Raw genomic sequence first — 21,233 nt, forward strand, 5'->3', positions numbered from 1 at the left:
TGGAGCTCTCGAAATCCTGGCTCGCCAGCAATTCGCGCAGGAAGACGGTCTCGCGCTTGGCATTGGGCAGTTCGATGCCGATGGCGTTCTTGCCCGGAATCACGGCGACGCGGGCTGCGATCGCGCTCATCGAGCGGGCGATGTCGTCGGCCAGCGAAATGACCCGCGAGGATTTGGTGCCCGGCGCAGGCTCCAGCTCGTAAAGCGTCACCACAGGGCCGGGGCGAACCTGGGTGATCTCGCCGCGTACGCCGAAATCCTCGAGCACGCCTTCGAGCAAGGTGGCATTCTGCTCCAGCGCGTCGGTCGAGATCGCGTTGGCGGGCAGTTTCTTGGGTTCCGACAGATAGGTCAGCGGCGGCAGTTCGAACTGGTCGCGGTCGAGCAGCGAGGGCTGGGCCTCGCGCTGCATGCGCTTTCCCGGCTTGGGCGCGACCGCAGGCGCGGTGACGCGCGGTGCGTTGAGATCGCGCAGATCCTGCGGCTCGTCGTCGTCCTCGGGCAGGCCGAGCGCAACGGGCCGCGGCGGGCGCGAAACGGGCAGGGGCTCGGGCGCGAAAGGCGGGTTCGCGGCACGCGGTGCAGCCTCGCCGAATTGCGGCTCGCGGCGGACGCGGCCGGGCACGGGGGCCGAGGCGGCCGGGCCTGTATTGACCAGTGGCTCAGGCGCCTGCGGCAGACGGCGCAGGATCATGCCCCTGAGCGACATCGCGCCATGGGCGAGCCAGCCGATCAGGATGACCGCGATGCCGGGTTCGTCGTCGCGACGGTCCTCGCTCTCGCTCCAGGATTCGTCCTCATCCTCGTTCTCGGCGATCGGATCCTCGTCGGTGACGAAGCCGAAGCCGGCCGCGGCCGTGATCGCAAGGATCGAGATGCCGGCATAGAGGAAACCGACGAGGCCGCTCAGCGCATTGCCGGCGATGCCAACGAGGTTACGGGTGCCGAACAGCAGGCCGTCGCCGATGACGCCGCCCATGCCGGTCGGCAGCGGCCAGCGCGGCGTGGCGGGTAGCGCGCTGGCGACCGCGCCGGTGGCGACGATGCCGACGACCCAGAGGCCGAGCTTGAGCGCGCCGCGATCGAACAGATGGAAACGCACCAGCCGCAGCGCCCAGATCACCGGCGGGAACAGCAGGGCGATGACGCCGAGCCCGATCAATTGCATCAACAGATCGGCGACCATGGCACCGGGACGGCCGAGCCAGTTCCTGACGGCACCGCTGGTGGCGTTGTTGATGCTGGGGTCGTCGACCGACCAGGTCGCGAGCGCGATCGCGATCGCCGATGTCAGGGCGAGCAGGCCGAGCCCGACGAGCTCCGCCGCGCGCCGCGACAGGAACTCCCGCACCGGATCGGGCAGGCGGTCCATCAGCGAGGAGGAACGTCGGATCGTGCGCATGCTGGTGTCGTGCTTCGGGCTTCCGGCCGCCAGAGTCGGGCCTGTCCGGTCACGTTAGGAAGGTGAGGTTAAGACCCGCTTAACCTTGCACGGGCGGCGGTACGCGGCTGGGCACATGCGCCGTCGCAACAAAAAGCCCCGGCGGTTTCCCGCCGGGGTTGTTTCACGTGAGACGTCGAGGCGAGAGCCGCTCAGTCGTGGTAGGCGCGCTCGCCATGCTCGGCGATGTCAAGGCCTTCGCGCTCCTGATCGGGGGCGACGCGCAGGCCGACGATGACGTCGACGATCTTGTAGAGGATCAGCGAGCCGACGCCGCTGAACACCAGCGTGAACAGCACGGCCTTGGCCTGCGCCAGGAAGGCATCGCCCAGCACATAGGCGCCGACGGCAAGCTCACCGGGCTTCGAGGAGTAGTCCGGGATACCGACGCCGCCGAGATCGACGTTCACCAGGATGCCGGTCGCCAGGGCGCCGATGATGCCGCCGACGCAGTGGATGCCGAAGACGTCGAGCGAGTCGTCATAGCCCAGCGCGTTCTTGACGGTGGAGCAGAAGACGAAGCAGACGACGCCGGCGACAAGGCCCAGAATGATCGAACCCATCGGGCCGGCAAAGCCGGCGGCGGGGGTGACCGCGACAAGGCCCGCGACCGCACCCGAGACCATGCCGAGCATCGAGGGCTTGCCCTTGACGGCCCATTCCACGAAGAGCCAGCCGACTGCCGCCGCCGCCGTGGCGACGAAGGTGTTGACCATGGCGAGCGCGGCGGTGCCGTTGGCTTCCAGGTTGGAGCCGGCGTTGAAGCCGAACCAGCCGACCCAGAGCAGGGCGCCGCCGATCAGCGTCATGGTGAGCGAGTGGGGAGCCATCAGCTCCTTGCCGTAGCCGATGCGCTTGCCGAGCAGCAGGCAGCCGACCAGGCCCGCAATGCCGGCATTGATGTGCACGACGGTGCCGCCGGCGAAGTCGAGCGCGCCCCATTTGAAGAGCATGCCGGCATCGGCGTTGACGGCGTCGAGCGCGGCCTGGGCCGCAACCTTGCCGTCTGCCCCGGCGTCAGCCAGCGCCTTGGCGGCGGTGCCGACAACGTCGGGGCCGCCCCAGTACCAGACCATATGGGCCATCGGGAAATAGATGAAGGTGGCCCAGAGCACGCTGAAGAGCAGCAGCGCCGAGAACTTCATGCGCTCGGCGAAGGCGCCGACGATGAGGGCCGGCGTGATGCAGGCAAAGGTCATCTGGAAGCAGATATAGACATATTCCGGAATGACGACGCCGTTGGAGAAGGTCGCGGCCGTCGAGTTCGGATCGATGCCCTTCAGGAAGGCCTTGGAGAAGCCGCCGACATAGTCGTTCAGGCTGCCGCCATTGGTGAAGGCGAGCGAGTAGCCGTAGAACACCCAGAGCAGGCAGACGATGCAGACGATCGCGAAGACCTGCGTCAGCACGGAGAGCATGTTCTTACTGCGGACGAGACCGCCATAGAACAGCGCGAGGCCGGGAATGGTCATGAGCAGGACGAGGACCGTCGAGCTCATCATGAAGGCGACGTCGCCCTTGTTGGGAACGGGCGCGGGAGGGGTGGCCGGAGCCTGCGCGAGCGCGGTGCCAGCGGCCGCCGCGAGCGCCAGCCCGACAAGTCCGGCCCGGCTGAGGGTCTTGAAATTCATCGTTGGAAACTCCTGAAGGATCGCTGGCTCAGAGGGCGTCGCCGTCGGTTTCGCCGGTGCGGATGCGCACGGCTTTCTCGATCGACGAAACGAAGATCTTGCCGTCACCGATCTGGCCGGTGCGCGCGGCGGCGGTGATCGCGTCGATCACCTTGCCGACGAGCTCGTCGGACACGGCGACCTCGATCTTGATCTTCGGCAGGAAGCTCACCGCGTATTCGGCGCCACGGTAGATTTCCGTGTGGCCCTTCTGGCGGCCATAGCCCTTCACCTCGGTCACGGTCAGGCCGTGCACGCCGATGGCGGTGAGCCCGTCGCGCACCTCCTCCAGCTTGAACGGCTTGATGATAGCCATCACGATCTTCATTGCAGGGTTTCCCCGTTTACGCCGCCCGGAAGTCAGCCCCGGCGATCTTGTTGCGCCTCGCGCACCTGTGAGAGTTTCGGCGCACGTCGGGAACCGCCAATTCAAGGCGCGTGCCAACTGCCCCGCGGTCACACCGGGGGTTGAATTCGCGAATCAGCGAATGCGCCGGCGATGAGGTCGCCAAGCCTGATCAATAAATATGCAAATGATGATTTATTGGGCTGATGCTCAGAAAGCGCTCATGCCATGTCCGGCCTCGGACGAATCAGTCCTTCCTGTGCAACCGAAGCGACCAGCTTGCCGTCCCGGTTGAAGATGAGGCCGCGTGAAAAGCCGCGCGCACCCGAGGTCGAGGGACTGTCCTGGGCATAGAGGAGCCACTCGTCGGCGCGGAAGGGCCGGTGGAACCAGAGCGCATGGTCGAGGCTGGCGCCCTGGATCTGCTTGTCGAAAACGTTCCTGCCATGCGCGATCAGACTCGAATCGAGCAGCATCAGGTCAGAGGCATAGGCGAGGACGCTCTGGTGGATCGCCGGTTCGTCGGGCAAGGGCTGCATCGCCTTGATCCAGACGTTGAATTTCGGCTCCATCTTGCCGCCGCTGGCATAGCGCGCCAATTCGACCGGCCTGATCTCGATTGGCCTTTCGCGCTGGTAGTAGGCCCGCACGGCGTCGGGCATATGCGGCAGCACGCTGCGCTTCATGGTCTCGCGGTCGGGCAGATCCTCCGGCATCGGCACGTCGGGCATCGGCATCTGGTGCTCGAAACCCTCCTCCGCGGCATGGAAGGAGGCGGACATGGCGAAGATCGCCTCGCCCTTCTGGATCGCCAGCACGCGCCGCGTGGTGAAGGAGCGGCCGTCGCGCAGCCGGTCGACCTCGTAGACGATCGGAATCTCGGGGTCGCCCGGGAGCAAGAAATAGGCGTGCAGCGAGTGCGGCTGGCGGTCCTCCACCGTCTTGCAGGCGGCGTAGAGCGCCTGGCCGATCACCTGACCGCCGAAGACGCGCTGCCAGCCGACCTTGGGGCTGCGACCCCGGAACAGATTGCGTTCGAGCGGCTCAAGGTCGAGAATCGACAACAGGGAGTCGCTGATCTGTGACATGGTCTGAAGGCTCTTCGGGCGGGCGCGATCGCAGTTTATGCTGCATCAGCACCGACGCATCGCGCGTCGTCAAGCCGGCGCGCCTTCTGCAGAGCCGTCGGGCGGGGAGTGGGTTGCAATGGCGTCTGGACTGGGCCTGGCCCGCAACCGGATCGTAATCGCGGGCGGCGGGATCGCCGGATTGTCGCTGGCGCTGGCGCTGAAGCAGGCGCTCGGCGCAGGCTTCGAAATCGTGCTGGCCGATCCGTCGCAGAGCCAGGGCCCACGCGCCGACAGCCGCGCCTATGCGGTTGCCGCCGCAGCGCAGAACATGCTGGAGGCGCTGGGAATCTGGCAGAAGGTCGCGGCAACCGCCCAGCCGATGACCGAGATGGTCGTCACCGACAGCCGCAACCCGGATGTGGTGCGCCCGGTCTTCCTGACGTTCGATGGCGAGGTCGAACCCGGGCAGGCCTTCGCTCATATGGTCGAGAATGCGGCGCTGTTGAGCGCACTTCTCGACGCCTGCGGCGCGGCGGGCGTGGTATTGCGCCGTGAAAGCGTGCGCCGTTTCGAGAGCGGGGATGACGAGGTCGAGCTCCGATTCGCGGGCGGCGAGCGGCTCCAGGCGGCTTTGCTCGTTGCGGCAGACGGGGCGCGCTCGAAGCTGCGCGAGCAGGCCGGCATCGGCTGGGTCGGCTGGTCCTATCGGCAAACCGGGCTGGTGGCGACGCTGGGTCACGAGCGGCCGCATCACGGCCGCGCCGTCGAGCATTTCCTGCCGTCGGGGCCCTTCGCCATCCTGCCGCTCACCGATGGAGGCAGGCTTGGCCATCGCTCCTCGATCGTCTGGACTGAAGCCGCGGAGAATGTGCCGGCGCTGCTCTCGCTCGACATGGCCGATCTGCTGGCCGAGATCGAGCGGCGTTTTGGACTGGAACTCGGCGAGATCACGCTGGAGAGCGCGATCAGCGCGCATCCGCTCGGTTTCGGCGTGGCGCGACGCTTCGTCGGGGAGCGGCTGGCCCTGCTTGGGGACGCGGCCCATGTCATCCACCCGATTGCCGGGCAGGGGCTCAATCTCGGGCTGAAGGACGTCGCGGCCCTGGCCGAGGCGATCGTCGACGCAGCCCGGCTCGGGCTCGATCCCGGCAGTGCCGAGGTGCTCGAGGGCTATGAGCGTGCGCGCCGCTTCGACACGGTGGCGATGGGGGCGGTCACGGACGGGCTGAACCGTTTGTTCTCGAACGACGTCACCCCGGTGAGGCTCGTGCGCGATCTCGGCCTGGGTCTGGTCGACCGATTGCCCGGGCTGAAGCGCTTCTTCATTCGCGAGGCGGCGGGGCTCGCCGGCGCGACGCCGCGGCTGTTGCGGGGCGAGGCGCTTTAGCGGCGCATGGCGTCATCCCGGACCCGCGGCTTCGAGCCAGGACCGAGGCGTCTCGTCTCACATCATCCTGTTCCAGCGAGACCATCCCATGAATCAAGCGGCTGTCATGCCCGTTCTGGACGATACCTTGTGCCACCGCCTGAAGGGGCTGGCCCTGCCGCCGATCCGCCTGGCCTCGACGCAAGGCGGCAGCGTCGATCTTTCAGCCTTGGCATCTCCGCGCACGGTCATCTACGGCTATCCCCGCACCAGCGAGCCGGGGCAGCCCTCCCCGGCTGGATGGGATGTGATCCCCGGCGCGAAAGGCTGCACGCCACAGGCCTGCACCTTCCGCGATCACCATGCGGAGCTCGCGGCGCTCGGGGCGGCGGTGTTCGGGCTGAGCACGCAGTCGACAGCCTATCAGCAGGAGATGGCGGCGCGGCTGCATCTGCCTTTCGCCGTGCTGAGCGACGCGCAATTCGCGTTGACCGAGGCGTTGGGCCTGCCGACTTTTGAGGCCGGGGGCATGCGGCTGATCCAGCGCCTGACGCTGATCGTGCGGGAGGGAGCGGTCGAAGCCGTATTCTACCCGGTCAGCCAGCCCGAGCAGAGCGCGGCGCAGGTGATTGACTGGCTGGAGGCCAACCCTCTGTAAGGGGATCTCGCGCCTGCAACCGCGTAGGGACGACCGGCCTCTGGAGCAATGTCCGATCCGGTTGGATCGTTCAATTGCTCCAGATCATTGTTTTAGCGCGTTTTCTTCACGCGAACCGGTATCCACTTCGCTCGAAAACGCTTCTAGCCCTCCAATTGCCTTGCCTCTTCCGGCAGCATGATCGGAATGCCGTCGCGGATCGGATAGGCGAGCTTGGCGGCGCGGCTGATCAGCTCCTGCTTGGCCGCATCATATTCGAGCGTCGTCTTGGTCACCGGGCAAACCAGGATCTCAAGCAGCTTCGGGTCGATGCGGGTCGCGGTCGGTTCCGGTCCGGTCTCGGTCATGCGGGGTCTCGTTCAACTGTGTTTGTTGGGCAGATCGGCAAGCATGCCGGCCGCGACCATCAGCTTTGGCAGGGAGAGGCCCGACATGGCAATGGCCGAGACCGTGCTGCGGGTGCGTTCGGCATCCGCGCCGCGCGTGTCGAGCCAGGCGTCGAGGGTGCCGGCGCCGTTGGCCCCGCCCGCGATCTCCTGGGTCAGGCCGGCATGGGCATCGACCAGGGTTTCGACGGCGCGCTCGCGAGCGAGACGCTCGTAATCGTCGGTCGCGGGCACGGCTGTGGCGGCGCCCTCCAGATTCGACAGGCCGAAGACCGAATCGACTCCGAAATGAATCCGCGCCACCTCGGCGATGGCGCGTCCCGTGCGCTCCGCGATATCGACGATATCGGTCGCCTGGGCGAGCGCCGGCAGGCTGGCGATCCGGGCCGCGAGCACCTCGGGCACGCCTTCCGACGTCAGCACCGCAATCCGGGCGATCCGGGCCTGGGCGGCGGCCTCCGGCAGCAGGGTCTCGAGTTCGGCCGCGAGCGCGGTCACGCCCTTGGCATAGCGCGCCACCGTCTGCTCGATCGCGCCGGGCTTGGCCACGCCCCGGCGCAGGAACCAGCTCATCCGGTCGGTCACCAGCTCCTGCGCGGCGGCGTAGAGCCCGAGCTGGGTCTTGCCCGGCACTTTCGCGTCGAGCGCGTCGATCGATGCGTTGAGCGCGATCAGATCGAAGGAATCACGCGCGATCGCATAGGCGGCGGCAATGGCCGGAGCCTCGGCGCGGGTCTGGTCGGCGAGCGTGGTCACGATCGCGGGGCCGCCGCGATTGACGATGGCGTTGGCGAGCTGCGTCGCGACGATCTCGCGGCGCAGCTTGTGGCCGGCGATTTCGGGCGCGTAGCCGTCGCGCAGCGCTTTCGGGAAATAACGGACCAGTTCGCTGTTCAGATAGAGGTCGTCGGGCACCGGAGAGGCCAGAAGCGCGTCGTGCAGGGCGAGCTTGGCATAAGCGAGCAGCACCGAAAGCTCCGGCCGCGTCAGGCCCTCGCCGCGTTTCTCGCGCTCGGCGATGGTTGCGTCGCTCGGCAGATATTCGACGCTGCGGTCGAGACGGCCTTCGGCCTCCAGCGCCTGCATCAGGCGTCGCAGGCCCGGGGTCGCGGCCTGTCCCTGCGCTTCGGTGAGGGAGAGCGCCAAGGTCTGCAGATAGTTGTTGCGCAGCACCAGCAGGCCGACCTCGTCGGTCATCTCGGCCAGGAGCGCGTTGCGGTCATCCTCGGCGAGGCGACCGTCCTTGACCGGCCCGGCGAGGGCGACCTTGATGTTGACCTCGACGTCGGAGGTGTTGACGCCGGCCGAGTTGTCGATCGCGTCGGTGTTGAGCTTGACGCCCTTGCGCGCCGCCTCGATGCGTCCGCGCTGGGTCGCGCCAAGATTGGCGCCCTCGCCGATGGCGCGCGCCCGGACATCGGCGCCGGTGATGCGGATCGCGTCATTGGCGCGGTCGCCGACCTGCGCATCGCTCTCGTCGGCGGCGCGGATATAGGTGCCGATGCCGCCGAACCAGAGCAGGTCGACCCGTGCCTTCAGGATCGCCGTCATCAGTTCGGGCGGCGTGACCTCGGCCTTGGGCAGATCGAGCAGCGCCTGCATCGCCGGCGAGAGTGGAATGCTCTTGGCCTGCCGCGAGTAGACGCCGCCGCCGGGCGAGATCAGCGATTTGTCATAGTCGGCCCAGGAGGAGCGCGGCAGATCGAACAGGCGCTGGCGCTCGGCCAGGGTCTTTGCCGGATCCGGATCGGGATCGAGGAAGATGTCGCGATGGTCGAAGGCGGCGACCAGCTTGATCGCCGGCGAGAGCAGCATGCCGTTGCCGAAGACATCGCCAGACATGTCGCCGACGCCCGCGACGGTGAAGGGCGTGGTCTGGATGTCGATGTCGATCTCACGGAAATGGCGTTTCACCGCCTCCCAGGCGCCGCGCGCCGTGATGCCCATCTTCTTGTGGTCGTAGCCCTGGCTGCCGCCCGAGGCGAAGGCGTCGCCGAGCCAGTGGTGCTTCTCCAGCGAAAGCGCGTTGGCGGTGTCGGAGAAGGTCGCGGTGCCCTTGTCGGCGGCGACGACGAGATAGGGGTCGTCGCCGTCATGGCGCACGGTGTCGGCGGGCGGGATCACGGTCTCGCCGTCGAGATTATCCGTCAGCTCGAGCAGGGTGCGCACGAAGATGCGGTAGCTCTCGGTGCCCTCCGCCAGCCAGGCCTGCCTGTCGGAAGGGGCGGGAAGCTGCTTGGGCACGAAACCGCCCTTGGCGCCGACAGGCACGATGACGGCGTTCTTGACCTGCTGCGCCTTGACCAGACCGAGCACCTCGGTACGGAAATCCTGTGGTCGGTCGGACCAGCGCAGGCCGCCGCGCGCGACCTTGCCGAAGCGCAGATGCACACCCTCGACACGTGGCGAATAGACGAAGATCTCGTAGAGCGGGCGTGGCAGCGGCAGCGAATCGAGCTTGGCGCATTCGTATTTGATCGAGATCGTGCTGCGCGGGTGTCCGTCCGGGCCGATCTGGAAGAAATTCGTGCGCAGGCCGGCATCGATCAGGTTGACGAGGCGACGCAGGATGCGGTCCTCGTCGAGACTGGTGACGTCGTTCAGCGCGGTCTCGATGCGTTCGCGCTCGGCGGCGACACGGGCCTCGCGTTGCTTCGCATCGATGCGCGGGTCGAATTTCGCGAGGAAGAGCGCGACGAGGCTGGATGCGATGCCGGCATGGCGGGTCAGCGCATCCGCGATATAGTCCTGCGCATAGGGTGCGCCGACCTGGCGCAGATAGCGCCCGAGCGAGCGCAGCAGCGCCGCCTCGCGCCAGGCCAGCCCCGCGACCAGGACGAGCTGGTCGAAGCGGTCGGATTCGGCCAGGCCCCGGAACTGCGCCATCAGCGCCGCCTCGATGGTCGGGTCGAGCTGTTCGACGTCGATCGCGCCGTCGTCGACGCGCTCCAGCGTCATGTCGTGCAGCCAGACACGGGCGGCCTCCGAGCCTTCGCTCGCGGCCGGCTGCGGCATGATGTTGTAGGTGCGCTCGTTGACGACGCGGAAGCCCATATTCTCCAGCACCGGCACGCGGGCCGAGAGGGAGATCGCCGCGCCGCGCGAGAACACCTTGAGATTGGCGCGCGTCACCGGGTCGCCCTCGCGGCGGTAGAGATTGACCGCGCGGCCCCGGTCCGGGGTCAGCTTCTGCAGGATGTCGATGTCGGCGAGCGCATCCTGCGCCTCGAAGCGCTCGCGATAGGCGGCGCCGAATGCCTCGGCATAGCGCTCGACGAGTGCACGGGCGGCCGGCCCTGCCCTCTGCCGGTCGAGCACATCCTTGAGGCCGTCGCCCCAGGTTCGCACGATCGCGCTGATGCCGCGTTCGAGGGTGGCGCGATCGACCTTGGGGGTTTTGCCCTCGTCGCGGCCAATGATGTAGTGCGTGCGGGCGAGCGGACCTTCCGGATAGGCCGGATAGGCCGCCGAGATGCGGCCTTCATAGATGCGGGCGAGAAATTCGCCGACACGGCGGCGCACGGTCGTGTCGTAGCGATCCTTGGGGATGAAGACGAGGATCGAGACGAAGCGATCGAACTCGTCGAGACGGGCCAGCGCCCGGATCCGCGGCCGTTCGGTCAGTTGCAGGATGTCGAGCGCGAAGCTCTCCAGGGTCACGGAGTCGATCTGGAACAGCTCGTCGCGCGGGAAGGCGTCGAGCACGTTCATCAGGGCCCGGCCAGAATAGCTCGCCGGATCGAAGCCGATATTGCGGGCGACGCGGGCGACCTTGAGGCGCAGATAGGGAATCGCGCGAGCGCTGCCGGTATAAGCATTGGAGGTGAGCAGGCCGACGATGCGCAATTCGCCGTCGAGCCGGCCGTCGGAGGTGAAGAGTTTGACCCCGACATAGTCGAGATGGACGCGCCGGTGCACCCGGCTCTTGACGTTGGCCTTGGTGATGATCAGCGCCTGGGGTTTGGCCAGGAAGGCGCGGATTTCGGGTGTGGTCACCACCATTTCGCGGTTCTTGCGCAAGACCCGGACAGAGGGGTCGCGCAGAATCCCCAGGCCCGACCCCTCGATCGGGTCTGCGGCGGCATCGCCGCCCGGGAAGCGATAGGCGCGGATCCCGAGCAGGGTGAAATTGTCGCCGGCGATCCATTCGAGGAATTGCAGCGCCTCGCTGACTTCGTCCTCGGGCAGGGGTGGCGGATTGGCGCGGTAGGCCTGGATCACCTCGGTGATTCGCCCGCGCATCGCGGCCCAATCGTCGACGGCCAGGCCGACATCGCCATAGACGCGATCGAGCGCGCTGCGCAGGCGCTCGCGCGCCTCGGGCGTATCGATGCGGTCGAGATGGATATGGATCAGGCTTTCGCGGCGGGTGCCTTCCGGCGCGCGGCCGGCGGCTTCGCCGGCGAGCTCGAGGAATTTGCCGTCCGCATCACGCGCGACCGCCAGGATGGGGTGGGCGACGAGGCGCGGCTCGAAACCCTGTTCGGCGAGTTCGGCCAGGGTCGAATCGAGCAGGAAGGGCTTGTTGTCGTTGACGACCTCGAGAATCGTCAGCTGGCGCTCGCGGCCTTCGCTGTCGAAACTCTCGTCGTAGAAGCGCAGATTGATGGCTCCAGGCGTACGGGCCGCGGTCAGATGGCCATAGGCGGCGACAGCGGTGCGGGCGAGCATGGCCGGCGGCAGGGCGTCGAGATCCTCGGCGACGACGCGGCCGAAGAGCAGCCGGACGAACTCTGGGGGGAGGGCGCTACCGGTCTGGGAGGCGACAGCCTCGATCGCCGCGATGGCCGCAGCCGTCGCATTCGTTACCCGCTTAGCCATGCGTATCCCCCCTGTTCTTTTGCCGCAGCGATGACATAGGCTGCGCGGCCTTTCAACTTTCGCCGCGACTGAGGTCGCGGCAAGGCCAAATCGGACCCCGACTCGACCGATCCTGTCGAAGTCCGGGCACAAGCGACGTGACAGGAGGAACCATGGCGACCAAGCATGACAAACCGAAGGTGGGCGAGGCTCCGGCGCAGCAGGATTCGCCACCTCCGGTGATGGCGCTGTCGCTGCCGCCCGGCACGCTTTCGGCCGAGAATCAGGCCTATTTCGATAAATGCCTGGAGAAGCTCGGCTTCGTGCCGAACGTGCTTGTGTCCTATGCTCATGACGACGCCAAGCTGAGCGCTTTTGCGACGTTCTACAACGACCTGATGCTGGCGCCGTCGGGCCTGTCGAAGCTGGAGCGGGAGATGATTGCGGTCGTCGTCTCCAGCGTGAACCGCTGCTATTACTGCCTCACCGCGCATGGAGCGGCGGTGCGGCAGCTTTCGGGTGATCCGGTGCTGGGCGAATTGATGGTGATGAACTACCGCGCAGCCGAGCTCTCGGTGCGGCATCGCGCCATGCTCGATTTCGCGGTCAAGCTGACGGAAACGCCGCATCTGATCGGCGAGGCCGATCGCGAAGGGTTGCGCAAGGCAGGGCTCAGCGAGCGCGACATCTGGGATGTCGGCGCGGTCGCGGCCTTCTTCAACATGTCGAATCGCATGGCTTCGGCCGTCGATATGCGGCCCAATGCCGAATATCACGGCCAGGCCCGCTAAAGCACCGGCCCGGAAAGTGGGAACCGGTTTTCGGGGCGAGCCGATGCAGTCAATCGCGGAAACAAGCGGCAAAAGAAAACGGCCAGCGGGGACCGCCGGCCGTGAGGTAGCCTCGAACCGATTGGCCCGGCCCGTCCGAACTCCGGGGGGCTGGGGGGCTGACAAATCCGAAGATCGGCAGGCCGGGCCGTCGAGGCAACATGTTCAGTTGAACCGGCTAGTTTGGCCGCCGCTTGTCCCGTTTCGGGCGAAAATGCGGCGAAGCTGACGAAGCCGTGATGGCTTTGGATGCCCCGTCGGCGGGAAACCTTGCCAGCGCAGCATCGCAGGCGCATCATCGGCTGCCAAACAGCGTGGCGACCCGGCGGTCGCCGATCGGGAGGCGCAATGAGCGAAAGCGAAACGCCGCAATCGCAGCAGGCCGGCGGGGTCATTGCCTTCCCCAGCCCGGCCAAAACCCCCACCGTCACCTTCGACCGACGCGAACTCGCGGAATTGCTGAACCTCTACGGCCGAATGGTCGCATTGGGCGAATGGCGCGACTATGCGATCGATTTCCTGAAGGACAAGGCACAGTTCTCGGTCTATCGCCGTTCTTCCGAGGTACCGCTTTATCGCATCGTCAAGGACCCGGCACTGGCCAAGCGGCAGGGCGCCTATTCCGTCGTGGCGGCGACGGGGCTCGTGCTCAAGCGCGGCCCCGATCTCGGCCGCGTGCTGCGGGTGGTCGACAAGCGCCTGAGCGTGGTGAGCTGAGGCTCACAGCGAAGGCGGCGCCCTGTCGGCCTCGCCCAGCTCCTTCTGCATCAGCATCTGGTCGAGCCAACGGCCGTGTTTGTAGCCGACCTTCTCGGCCACGCCGATGAGCCGGAAGCCCGCGCGCTCATGCAGGCGGCGCGAGCCGACGGAGGCGCCGGTGCCGTCGCCGATCACCGCAATCATCTGCCGGAAGCCGCGTGCGGTGCAGGCCTCGATCAGGGCTGCCAGCAAGGCGGCGCCGACGCCGGAGCCTTGCGCGGCCGGGGCGATATAGATCGAATTCTCGACGGTTGCGCGATAGGCGGGGCGCGGGCGGTAGGCCCCGGCATAGGCATAGCCGAGCAGCGCCCCGTCGCGCTCCGCGACGAGATAGGGGTAGCCTCCGGCCAGGATCGCCTCCTGGCGGCGCAGCATCTCGGCCTCGTCCGGGGGCTCGACCTCCCAGGAGGCCGTGCCGTGCAGGACGGCATGGGCGTAGATCGCCGCAATGGCGGGAATGTCGGCGGCAAGGCCCGGGCGGATCGAGAGCGTGGTCATGACCGATGATGACCGGGCGGCGGCCCAAAAGAAAAGCCCCGGCCTTGCGGCCGGGGCTCGATGCACCCGCATATCGGGGCGATCAGGTCATTCGCTGCGGTTGCCGAAGAGCGAGAGCAGCATCTGGAACATGTTGATGAAGTTCAGGTAGAGCGACAGAGCGCCGTTCACCGAGAGCTTCGCAGCCGATTCCGAATCCAGGTCGGAGTAGAGATACATCTCCTTCAGGCGCTGCGTATCCCAGGCGGTCAGGCCGGCGAAGACCAGCACGCCGATTGCCGAGATGGCGAAGGACAGCCCGCTCGAGGCCAGGAAGATGTTCACCACCGAGGCGATGATCAGGCCGATCAGGCCCATGATCAGGAACGAGCCCATGCCCGAGAGCGACTTCTTCGTGGTGTAGCCGGCAAGGCTCAGCGCCCCGAAGGCCGCAGCCGTGATGAAGAACACCTTGGTGATCGACTCGCCGGTGAAGACGACGAAGATCGAGGACATCGAGACGCCCATCACCGCCGCGAAGGCGAAGAACATGGTGCGCGCGGTAGCGGCGCTCATGCTTTCGGCCTTGAACGAGAAGAACATGATGAAAGCGAGCGGCGCCAGCATCACGACCCATTTCAGCGGGCTGAGATAAAGCGCCTGGCCGAACGCCGTCAGCGCCGTGACCTTGCCGGTCGGCGAGACGCCGGCGATCGCCAGCATGGAAATGCCGATCGCGGCGAGGCCGGTGATGGCCAGACCGATCGACATGTTGTTGTAGACGCCGAGCATGAACGAGCGCAGGCCCTGATCCATCTCGACGGCGCTGGTCTGCTGTGCGCGGCCGGCACCCCAGACTGGAGCATTGCGGTCGAAGTTGCTCATCGAGCGAGTTCCCCTGACGTTGATTCCGGAGACGGATATCGCCTCCGCGAAACCCATCATCGCCGACAATCATGGCGATGTCGCGAATATGAGGGGGATTGGCCGCGCTTACAAGGGGTCGTCATGGTTAAGGGGCGCGTCCGCATAGAAACGTGGCGCGCGGATGATGCAATGCAGCGGCCGTTTCATGTCTATCGTTAGCCGGAAGTAGATAGTCATCACAAATTCCGCAGATGAGAAGCCGGCGCTTTCGATAGTATCTGCAGCGTTCCGACAAGCCCGAACAGGACGGTAACCCCGACAGCCGCAGTCGCAGCCAGTAGAGCGCCGGTCGGATCACTGACGAATGCGATCTTCATCACTTGCGTGACGACGCCCCAACCCGCCAGAGCGCCCGCGAGAACGCCGAACAGCGCCGAAACGAGGCCGATCGCAGCGTACTCAAGGGCGTACGACGAAAGTATAAAGCGCCTTGTCGCGCCCAGCGTCTTCAGGATCATTGCGTCATAGAGCCGCGCGTGCTGTCCGGCTGCGAGCGCGCCGCCCAGAACCAGCAGGCTGGCGGCGATGGCGAGGCCCGATGCGCCCCGGATCGCGGTGGCGAGCTGGCCGACGATGGCGCTGACCGCTTCCAGCGCGTCCTTCACCCGCACGGCCGTCACCGAGGGAAAGGCGACGGCGAGCTTGCGCAGCAGGCTCGCATCGTCGGCGCTGCTCGCATTGGTGGTGGGCGCGATCGTCGCGAGATTGGTGTGGGGGGCGCCGGCGAAAGTGTTGGGCGAGAACAGCATCACGAAATTGATGCCGAGCGAGCGCCATTCGACCGCGCGCAGATTGGCGACGCGGGCGGTGATGTTGCGGCCAAGCACGTTGACGGTGAGCGTATCACCGACCTTGAGGCCGATTCCTGCCGCGATCGGCGCGTCGAAGGAGACGAGCGGTTCGCCCTTGTAGTCCGCCGGCCACCACTCGCCGGCGGCGAGCTTCGAGCCTTCCGGCAGGGCTGCGGCGTAGGTGATGCCGCGGTCGCCGTCGAGCACCCAGGCGGATTGCTCGGTCGCCTTGACGTCCTCGGCCCTGACCCCGTTTACGCTGACGATGCGCCCGCGCATCATCGGCACGCGTTCGATCACCGCGCCCGGCCGCTGTTCGGCGAGAAAGGCGTCGAAGCGCGCCGATTCGGCATTGGGAATATCGAGGAAGAAGAAGCTCGGGGCTGTTTCCGGCAGCGCCTGGGTGAGCTGGCGCGTCAGGCTGACATTGATGAAGGCCAGCGCCGAAAGCAGGGCGACGCCCAGCCCCAGCGAGAGCACGAGCGAAGGCGTCAATGCGCCGGGACGGTGGCTGTTGGCGAGCGCCATGCGTAGGCTCGGATTGCGCGGTCGCGGCAGGGCGCGCGCCAGCGCCATCAGACCCCATGAAACCGCGCGCAGCAGCAGGAAGATGCCGGCCATCACGGCGAGGTAGATCAGCGCGATGCGCTGGTCATAGGCGAAGACGAGCGCGACGCCGACGAGCCCCGCCAGCGCCAGGGCGAAGATTGCCATGTAGACTGGGCGCGGGCGGCGCGCATCCGGCTCGATCTGGTCGCGGAACAGCGCCGAGACCGGCACGTCATGGGCGCGGCCGAGCGGCAGAATCGCGAAAACCAGCGCCGTCAGCATGCCGTAGAGCGCCGCGACGCCGAGTTCGCCCGGCGCCAGGGTCGGCTCGAAGGGCAGCGGCAGGATGTCCTGGAGCGCATAGCCCAGCGCGAAAGGCGCGGCGGCGCCGAGGGCGAGGCCGATCGCGGTGCCAAGGGCCGCGACCAGCATGACCTCGGTCAGGTGGATCGCGACGACGCGCCCGCCGGTCGCGCCGATCGCCTTCATCGTGGCGAAATCGAGCTTCTTGGCCTCGACGAAGCGACGCACCGCATTGGCCACGCCGACGCCGCCGACGAGCAGGGCGGTCAGCCCGACCAGCGTCAGGAACTGGGTGAAGCGCTCGAGATTGCGCTGGAAGCCCGGATTGGCGTTGGAGCGCGAGCGGATCTCCCAGCCCGCTTCGCGCTGCTGCGTGCCGGCGGCTGCGATCAGCGCGTCGAGTGCGGCTTCGTTGGAGGCGGCGGCGGGCAGGATGACGCGATAGGTCCAGCGCACCAGGCTGCCGGGCTGGAGCAGGCCGGTGGCGCGCAGGGCGGCTTGCGTCGTCAGCAGGCGCGGGCCGAAGCCGACGCCGGCTGCGATCTTGTCGGGCTCGGAGACGAGATTGGCGCGAAGCTGCAGTTTGGCTGCGCCGACGGAGATGATGTCGCCGGGCTTCAGGTCGAGACGCCCGAGCAGGACGGGATCGGCGACGGCGCCGAAGACGCCGCCGCGCTCGGCGAGGAGATCCGCGAGCGGCGCTGCCGGTTCGGTCGTGACCGTGCCGATGCTGGGATAGCCCGCATCGACCGCCTTGATCTCGACCAGGGCTGCGCCTTTCTCGCCGGCATTGGCCATGCCGCGCATGGTGGCGATGGTGGAGACGGCGCCATGGGAGGTGAGGAAGGCCAGCTCCTGCGGGCTCGCCTCGCGATGGATCAGGCTGAAGGCGGCGTCGCCGCCGAGGATGCGCCGTCCTTCCCGCGAGAGGCCCTCGGTCAGGCCGCGCGAAGCCGAGGCCACCGCTGCGATCGCCATCACGCCGAGCGCGAGGCAGGCGATGAAGACGCCGAAGCCGCGCAGGCCGCCGCGCAGATCGCGCCAGGCGAGCCGCAGCGCCAGGGCAATGCCTGCGGCGTGGGAGGGGGGCTGGGCTTCCGGCTTCACGATTGCGTGCATGATCAGGCGACCGCCAGATCGGCATCGGCCTCGATGCGCCCGGCGCGCAGGCGGACCGTCCTGTCGCAAAGCGCTGCGAGCGACAGGTCATGCGTGACCAGGACCAGCGTCGCGCCGCGCTCGCGCCGGAGCGCGAAGATCAGGTCGACGATCGAACGGCCGGTGTTTTCGTCGAGATTGCCGGTCGGCTCGTCTGCGACGAGGATCGCCGGATCGGGCGCGACCGCACGCGCGATCGCGACGCGCTGCTGCTCGCCGCCCGAGAGCTGGGCCGGATAGTGGTCCATGCGATCGCCGAGGCCGACATTGCGCAGTTCCGCCTCGGCGCGGCCGAAGGCGTCGTTCGCGCCGGCCAGTTCCAGCGGCAGCGCGACATTTTCACGCGCGGTCATGGTCGGGACGAGATGGAAGGACTGGAAGACGATGCCGATGCGCTTGCCGCGGAACAGGGCAAGGCCGTCCTCGTTCAGGCTGCCGAGGTCCTGGCCCGCGACCTTGACGATGCCGGAATCGGGGCGCTCCAGTCCGGCCATGGTCATGAGGAGCGTGGACTTGCCGGAACCGGAGGGACCGACGAGCCCCGTCGCCTCGCCCGAGGGCAGCGACAAAGAAACACCCTTCAGGATATGGACGCGGGCAGCCGCACGCCCCAGACTAAGGTGGACATCCTGCAATTCGATCGCCGGGGCGGGCTTTTCGCTCATCGTGACATGATCCTGACTTCGCGTTCCATCAGACCCTCTCGCACCGCATCATGGAGCGAGTGGGGCGGTACCGCAGCGCACCCCGTTCCGGGGCGATATGGGCGCGCCCATGCGCTTGTCCAATCGCTCGCCGCGGTTTTTCTGTTCTGTTTCATGCTGCTTCCGGTCGCGACCATGGCCCAGACATCGCCCCGCCCGCTCAAGCTCGTCGCGTTCGGGGACAGCCTGTCTGCCGGCTACGGCCTGCCCGCCAGCGCCGCCTTTCCCGCCGTGCTGGAGCAAGCGCTGCGCGAGAAGGGGGTTCAGGTCGAGATCAGCAATGCAGGCGTCTCCGGTGATACCGCCTCGGGCGGGCTGGAGCGGTTGGACTGGTCGGTTCCCGACGGCACCGATGCCGTCATCCTCGAGCTCGGCGCCAATGATGCGCTGCGCGGCATCGACCCCGCGATCACCGAGAAGGCGCTGGATGCGATCATCACGCGCTTGAAGGCGCGCAACATCGCCGTGCTGCTGGCGGGCATATATGCGCCGCGCAATCTCGGCACGGAATACACCAGCCGTTTCGACGCCCTGTTCCCGCGGCTTGCGCAGGCGCATGGACTGGTGCTTTACCCGTTTTTCCTGGACGGCATCGCGGGCGACCGCGCGCTGAACCAGGCCGATCTGCTTCATCCCACACCAGAGGGCGTCCGCGTCATCGTCCAGCGCATCCTGCCGACGGTCGAGCGCTTCCTCGCGACGCTGCCCGCCAAGTCCTGAACGCGGTTCTCGGCCCGAAAATCGCTTTCCCTCCTATTTCGTCTTGCCCGCCTTTTCCGTTTTGCCTTCCTCGCGGCGCGCATCTGCTCGCCGGTCTTTTCTCGGAGTTGCACCGCCATGGAATACCGTCGTCTCGGGCGCACCGATCTCAAGGTCTCGGTGATCTGCCTTGGAACCATGACCTATGGCGAGCAGAACACGCAGGCCGAAGGCCATGAACAGATGGACTACGCTCTCGACCAGGGCGTGAATTTCTTCGACACGGCCGAGATGTACTCGATCCCGCCAAAGGCGGAGACGCAAGGGTCGACCGAGCGGATCATCGGCAACTGGTTCAAGGCCAGGGGCAATCGCGACAAGGTGATCCTCGCCTCCAAGGTCGTCGGGCGCGGCACCAGCGACTGGCTGCGCGACGACAAGGGCCCGACGCGCGTCACCCGCAAGCAGATCTTCGAGGCCGTCGACAAGAGCCTGGCGCGGCTACAGACCGACTATATCGACCTCTACCAGATCCATTTTCCCGAGCGGCCGATGCCCTGGGGCTCGAACCCGACGCGCTTCAGCAAGGCGGCCTTCGAAAAGCCGGCCGACGAAACGCCGATCGCCGAGCAGCTCGACGCCTTCGCCGAGGTCATCAAGGCCGGCAAGATCCGCCATCTCGGCCTCTCCAATGAGAGCGCCTGGGGCACGATGAGCTTCCTGCGCGATTCGGAAACGCGCGGCGGCCCGAGGGTCCAGTCGATCCAGAACGCCTACAGCCTGCTGAATCGCACCTTCGAGACGGCGCTGGCCGAGGTCGCCATCCGCGAGGATGTCGGTTTGCTCGCCTATTCGCCGCTTGCCCAGGGTTTCCTCACCGGTAAATATCTCGACGGCGCGCGACCGGCCGGAGCCCGCACCACCCTGTTCAATCGGGCGCAGCGCTATGAGACGGCGGGCGCGGAGGATGCGATCAGGCGCTATGTCGCGCTTGCCCGCGAGGCAGGGCTCGATCCGGCGCAGATGGCGCTGGCCTTCGTCAATTCGCGCTCCTTCGTGACGGCCAACATCATCGGCGCCACCAAGATGGATCAGTTGAAGACCGACATCGCCTCGATCGGCGTGACGCTCTCGCCCGAGCTCGAGGCCAGGATCGACGCGATCCACCAGCTCGTCGGCAACCCCTGCCCTTGATGGTTGACGTCTTTCCCGGGCTTGCCCCGGGAATCTCCCGCCAGGGATGCTCGGGTCTTGCCCGAGCATGACGGGTGAGCAACTCTGTCTTGTGGACGAAGACGGTGCCTGCCCGGCTTTTCGTCTCGCCAGAGTCACAAAAAACTGGCACTGATTCGTCATGCCGAGGCTGTTCACAGCTCTGGAAATACCCGCCGAGGTTGCCTCGGTGCTCACGCTGCATCGGGGCGGGCTGGTTGGCGCGCGCTGGATCGAGCCGGCCGATTATCACATCACCTTGCGCTTCCTCGGCGACATCGATCGCCGCATGGCCAATGACGTCGACAGCTTTCTGGCCGATCTGCAGTCCTATCCCTTCCAGGTCACGCTCGATTCGCTCGGCAGCTTCGGCGGCGACAAGCCGCGTGCGGTCTTTGCCAGGGTCCAGCCGAGCCAGAAGTTGAGCGAACTCCAGGCCGACATCGAGCGATTGATGCGCCGGCTCGGCCTGCCGCCGGAGGCGCGCAAATTCGTGCCGCACGTTACCCTGGCGCGGCTGCGGGACGCCTCCCCGGTCGATGTCGCGCATTATCTCAGCCAGCACCCGATCGTCCGGCCGATCAGCTTCACGACCAGGCGGCTGGCGCTGATGTCGTCGCGCGATTCGGTCGGCGGCGGTCCTTATGTGCTGGAAGCGGCCTATCCGCTTGGACCTGCCTATCCCAACCGGCTGTCCCAGACCGGTTTCCAGCGGAGATGACGATGCCGAAGCGATTAGGCGCGGAGGCCCGCAACGAGGCGCTGGTGACCTTGACCGGCTGGCGGCTCGTCGAGGGGCGCGAGGCGATCACGAAGCGCTTCATCTTCCGCGATTTCAACGAGGCCTTCGGCTGGATGACGCGCGTCGCGCTGCTGGCTGAGAAGATGGACCATCATCCGGAATGGTCGAATGTCTACAAGACCGTCGAGGTCACGCTGGCGACGCATGACGCCGGCGGCCTGACCGAGCTCGACGTCAAGCTCGCCCGCGCCATGGACACGCTGGCGGGCTAGATTTTTTTGACGCGTTTCCTTCACGCGAACCGGTATCCGCTTCGCTCGAAAATGCCCTGACGCCAGGGTCCCA

Annotated in this window: 18 protein-coding genes; 8 read left to right on the top strand and 10 right to left on the bottom strand. The window is 66.9% G+C overall.

Translation table 11 applies throughout. The features are described 5' to 3' along the window. The 4 genes from CYD53_RS27375 to tesB form a co-directional block, all read right to left on the bottom strand. Positions 1–1,402: DNA translocase FtsK (locus CYD53_RS27375; protein ID WP_146056020.1), on the bottom strand; the 1,402-nt coding region annotated here is incomplete at its 3' end. Positions 1,403–1,593: 191 nt separating this feature from the next. Continuing rightward, the gene (locus CYD53_RS27380; RefSeq protein ID WP_103721258.1) at positions 1,594–3,072 is read right to left on the bottom strand and encodes an ammonium transporter; all 1,479 of its coding nucleotides are present in this window, start codon (positions 3,070–3,072) and stop codon (positions 1,594–1,596) included. Between the two features lie 28 nt (positions 3,073–3,100). Further along, positions 3,101–3,439, bottom strand: coding sequence for a P-II family nitrogen regulator (locus CYD53_RS27385; RefSeq protein ID WP_092178245.1), 339 nt, complete (start codon positions 3,437–3,439; stop codon positions 3,101–3,103). A 239-nt stretch (positions 3,440–3,678) separates the two neighbouring features. Next, complete coding sequence (tesB, locus tag CYD53_RS27390; RefSeq protein WP_103721259.1) at positions 3,679–4,545, bottom strand: acyl-CoA thioesterase II; 867 nt, start codon at positions 4,543–4,545, stop codon at positions 3,679–3,681. 118 nt (positions 4,546–4,663) lie between these two features. Between tesB and CYD53_RS27395 the strand changes: the two genes are divergently transcribed. Both CYD53_RS27395 and CYD53_RS27400 read left to right on the top strand, forming a co-directional pair. Beyond that, entirely contained in the window at positions 4,664–5,914 is a 1,251-nt protein-coding gene (locus tag CYD53_RS27395; protein WP_103721260.1) for a ubiquinone biosynthesis hydroxylase, read from the top strand. A gap of 88 nt (positions 5,915–6,002) precedes the next feature. Beyond that, a complete protein-coding gene (locus tag CYD53_RS27400; protein WP_103721261.1) occupies positions 6,003–6,551 on the top strand; it encodes a peroxiredoxin in 549 nt (182 codons plus the stop codon). A gap of 143 nt (positions 6,552–6,694) precedes the next feature. Here CYD53_RS27400 and CYD53_RS27405 read toward each other — a convergent pair whose 3' ends face one another. Beyond that, positions 6,695–6,898 (bottom strand): Trm112 family protein, encoded by a 204-nt coding sequence (locus CYD53_RS27405; RefSeq protein WP_092178252.1) that lies wholly within the window; start codon positions 6,896–6,898, stop codon positions 6,695–6,697. A 12-nt stretch (positions 6,899–6,910) separates the two neighbouring features. Continuing rightward, positions 6,911–11,758 carry an NAD-glutamate dehydrogenase gene (locus CYD53_RS27410; protein WP_103721262.1) on the bottom strand — a complete coding sequence of 1,616 codons (4,848 nt, stop codon included), beginning with the start codon at positions 11,756–11,758 and terminating at the stop codon, positions 6,911–6,913. 152 nt (positions 11,759–11,910) lie between these two features. On the opposite strand from CYD53_RS27410, the gene CYD53_RS27415 reads away from it, so the two are divergent. Continuing rightward, complete coding sequence (locus tag CYD53_RS27415) at positions 11,911–12,528, top strand: peroxidase-related enzyme (RefSeq protein WP_103721263.1); 618 nt, start codon at positions 11,911–11,913, stop codon at positions 12,526–12,528. A gap of 387 nt (positions 12,529–12,915) precedes the next feature. Next, entirely contained in the window at positions 12,916–13,284 is a 369-nt protein-coding gene (locus CYD53_RS27420) for a DUF2794 domain-containing protein (RefSeq protein WP_092178270.1), read from the top strand. A gap of 3 nt (positions 13,285–13,287) precedes the next feature. Here the strand turns inward: CYD53_RS27420 and CYD53_RS27425 are convergent, their stop codons facing one another. The 4 genes from CYD53_RS27425 to CYD53_RS27440 form a co-directional block, all read right to left on the bottom strand. After that, positions 13,288–13,824, bottom strand: a complete 537-nt coding sequence (locus CYD53_RS27425) for a GNAT family N-acetyltransferase (RefSeq protein ID WP_103721264.1) — start codon at positions 13,822–13,824, stop codon at positions 13,288–13,290. Between the two features lie 87 nt (positions 13,825–13,911). Further along, the gene (locus CYD53_RS27430; protein WP_103721307.1) at positions 13,912–14,688 is read right to left on the bottom strand and encodes a Bax inhibitor-1/YccA family protein; all 777 of its coding nucleotides are present in this window, start codon (positions 14,686–14,688) and stop codon (positions 13,912–13,914) included. A 218-nt stretch (positions 14,689–14,906) separates the two neighbouring features. Beyond that, a complete protein-coding gene (locus CYD53_RS27435) occupies positions 14,907–17,492 on the bottom strand; it encodes an ABC transporter permease (RefSeq protein ID WP_103721265.1) in 2,586 nt (861 codons plus the stop codon). Positions 17,493–17,494: 2 nt separating this feature from the next. Next, on the bottom strand, positions 17,495–18,196 hold the full coding sequence (locus tag CYD53_RS27440; RefSeq protein WP_103721266.1) for an ABC transporter ATP-binding protein: 702 nt from the start codon (positions 18,194–18,196) through the stop codon (positions 17,495–17,497). Between the two features lie 153 nt (positions 18,197–18,349). Here CYD53_RS27440 and CYD53_RS27445 point away from each other — a divergent pair, with 153 nt between their 5' ends. From CYD53_RS27445 to CYD53_RS27460, 4 genes are all read left to right on the top strand, one after another. After that, positions 18,350–18,955: an arylesterase gene (locus CYD53_RS27445; protein ID WP_103721267.1), complete on the top strand. Its 606-nt coding sequence runs from the start codon at positions 18,350–18,352 to the stop codon at positions 18,953–18,955. A 117-nt stretch (positions 18,956–19,072) separates the two neighbouring features. Beyond that, entirely contained in the window at positions 19,073–20,128 is a 1,056-nt protein-coding gene (locus CYD53_RS27450) for an aldo/keto reductase (RefSeq protein ID WP_103721268.1), read from the top strand. Positions 20,129–20,288: 160 nt separating this feature from the next. After that, on the top strand, positions 20,289–20,867 hold the full coding sequence (gene thpR / locus CYD53_RS27455; protein ID WP_092178282.1) for an RNA 2',3'-cyclic phosphodiesterase: 579 nt from the start codon (positions 20,289–20,291) through the stop codon (positions 20,865–20,867). Positions 20,868–20,869: 2 nt separating this feature from the next. Beyond that, complete coding sequence (locus CYD53_RS27460) at positions 20,870–21,160, top strand: 4a-hydroxytetrahydrobiopterin dehydratase (protein WP_103721269.1); 291 nt, start codon at positions 20,870–20,872, stop codon at positions 21,158–21,160. Positions 21,161–21,233 lie beyond the last annotated feature (73 nt).

Origin of the sequence: Allobosea psychrotolerans, assembly GCF_002917105.1 — a bacterium.
Classification (GTDB): Bacteria; Pseudomonadota; Alphaproteobacteria; order Rhizobiales; family Beijerinckiaceae; genus Allobosea; species Allobosea psychrotolerans.

Excerpts from the sequence above, each read along its gene's own strand:
- CYD53_RS27400 (WP_103721261.1), top strand. The coding sequence starts at position 6,003 with ATGAATCAAGCGGCTGTCATGCCCGTTCTGGACGATACCTTGTGCCAC.
- CYD53_RS27440 (WP_103721266.1), bottom strand. The coding sequence starts at position 18,196 with ATGAGCGAAAAGCCCGCCCCGGCGATCGAATTGCAGGATGTCCACCTT.
- thpR (WP_092178282.1), top strand. The coding sequence starts at position 20,289 with ATGCCGAGGCTGTTCACAGCTCTGGAAATACCCGCCGAGGTTGCCTCG.
- CYD53_RS27425 (WP_103721264.1), bottom strand. The coding sequence starts at position 13,824 with ATGACCACGCTCTCGATCCGCCCGGGCCTTGCCGCCGACATTCCCGCC.
- CYD53_RS27420 (WP_092178270.1), top strand. The coding sequence starts at position 12,916 with ATGAGCGAAAGCGAAACGCCGCAATCGCAGCAGGCCGGCGGGGTCATT.
- CYD53_RS27460 (WP_103721269.1), top strand. The coding sequence starts at position 20,870 with ATGCCGAAGCGATTAGGCGCGGAGGCCCGCAACGAGGCGCTGGTGACC.
- CYD53_RS27385 (WP_092178245.1), bottom strand. The coding sequence starts at position 3,439 with ATGAAGATCGTGATGGCTATCATCAAGCCGTTCAAGCTGGAGGAGGTG.
- CYD53_RS27435 (WP_103721265.1), bottom strand. The coding sequence starts at position 17,492 with ATGCACGCAATCGTGAAGCCGGAAGCCCAGCCCCCCTCCCACGCCGCA.
- tesB (WP_103721259.1), bottom strand. The coding sequence starts at position 4,545 with ATGTCACAGATCAGCGACTCCCTGTTGTCGATTCTCGACCTTGAGCCG.
- CYD53_RS27415 (WP_103721263.1), top strand. The coding sequence starts at position 11,911 with ATGGCGACCAAGCATGACAAACCGAAGGTGGGCGAGGCTCCGGCGCAG.
- CYD53_RS27380 (WP_103721258.1), bottom strand. The coding sequence starts at position 3,072 with ATGAATTTCAAGACCCTCAGCCGGGCCGGACTTGTCGGGCTGGCGCTC.
- CYD53_RS27395 (WP_103721260.1), top strand. The coding sequence starts at position 4,664 with ATGGCGTCTGGACTGGGCCTGGCCCGCAACCGGATCGTAATCGCGGGC.
- CYD53_RS27430 (WP_103721307.1), bottom strand. The coding sequence starts at position 14,688 with ATGAGCAACTTCGACCGCAATGCTCCAGTCTGGGGTGCCGGCCGCGCA.
- CYD53_RS27450 (WP_103721268.1), top strand. The coding sequence starts at position 19,073 with ATGGAATACCGTCGTCTCGGGCGCACCGATCTCAAGGTCTCGGTGATC.
- CYD53_RS27405 (WP_092178252.1), bottom strand. The coding sequence starts at position 6,898 with ATGACCGAGACCGGACCGGAACCGACCGCGACCCGCATCGACCCGAAG.
- CYD53_RS27445 (WP_103721267.1), top strand. The coding sequence starts at position 18,350 with ATGCTGCTTCCGGTCGCGACCATGGCCCAGACATCGCCCCGCCCGCTC.
- CYD53_RS27410 (WP_103721262.1), bottom strand. The coding sequence starts at position 11,758 with ATGGCTAAGCGGGTAACGAATGCGACGGCTGCGGCCATCGCGGCGATC.